Source organism: Roseibacillus ishigakijimensis (assembly GCF_016595415.1).
Taxonomy (GTDB): Bacteria; Verrucomicrobiota; Verrucomicrobiia; order Verrucomicrobiales; family Akkermansiaceae; genus Roseibacillus; species Roseibacillus ishigakijimensis.
This window is the reverse complement of the sequence record NZ_JAENIO010000106.1, coordinates 1-950: the sequence shown is the minus strand read 5'-3', so window position 1 is coordinate 950 and position 950 is coordinate 1. Positions and strand designations below refer to the sequence as shown.

At 59.1% G+C, this 950-nt stretch carries 1 protein-coding gene; it reads right to left on the bottom strand.

Annotation, left to right across the window (positions count from 1 at the left end; all coding sequences use genetic code 11):
- Nucleotides 1–808, bottom strand: an 808-nt coding sequence (locus JIN78_RS16755; RefSeq protein ID WP_200393148.1) for an IS110 family transposase, incomplete at its 3' end; no start/stop codon positions are given.
- Between the last annotated feature and the right edge of the window lie 142 nt (nt 809–950).

The following is a 950-nucleotide window of genomic DNA, read 5'->3' as shown; positions in this document are numbered from 1 at the left end:
GGGCGGCGGTGGCTTCTTCGATGCGCTGGTCGAAGCGGGTGATGCTGGCGGTGAGGGCCTGGAGTTGTTTGACGAAGGCACGAATGAGTTCGGCGGCGGTATCGAGGACGACTTCGTCGGTGCAGAGGGGCACGGCCTTGGCGATGAGGTCGAGTCGCTTGGCGATGACGTCAGGCCGTCTGCTACCGTGAGTGTAGTAGAATTGGCTGATGGTGGCAGGGCGGGCTTTCTTGAGTTCTGCGAGGGTGGGCCATTTGTTGAGGAAGGCGCAGGCGAGTGGGGTGTAGAGATAGCGACCGACGAGCTCAAGGGACTGGGGGTAAGTGTCTTTAAGAGCCTGTGTGAGCTTATTGGTGATGCTGGTGCGGAGGTCGACGAGCTGGCGGCGCTTTTCCACCAGGGCATTGAGACGACGCGTTTGGGCGTCGAGGGGGCGCCAGGGTTGAAGCTCCCGGTGGCGTTCCAAAATGAAGCGGGCCAGGGCCTGGGCATCGCGGCGGTCGTCCTTGGCGCGGGAGGCGGAGAGGCTCTCGCGATAGCGTTTGATGACGGCGGGATTGACCAAATAGAGGGCGAGAAAGTCGAACTGGCTGAAGAAATGGGTGAGGTTCTGGCAGGGCTGCTCGATGCAGATGGCGATGGTGGCGCCGTCTGGAAGGCCTTGCGCAAGCTCCTCGACCCAGGGCTTGAGGGACTCGGGGGCGGAGTCGATTTTCTGCTGTTCAACGATGTCTCCAGTAGAATCAAGCAGGCAGAAATCGAGGGTGGAGTCGGAGCGGTCGATGCCGAGGTGGAAGTGATGGTTCATGATGATAGATATTTCGATTTTTAGAACACGCGGGCTTGCTCGGGCGACGGCTTTATAGGAATGTCTTTTTAGACAACCACTGAGGAGTCGTTGTTGAACAAACCACGCTCCTCCGGCCGGACAGCTTGTTCTTATTCATTGT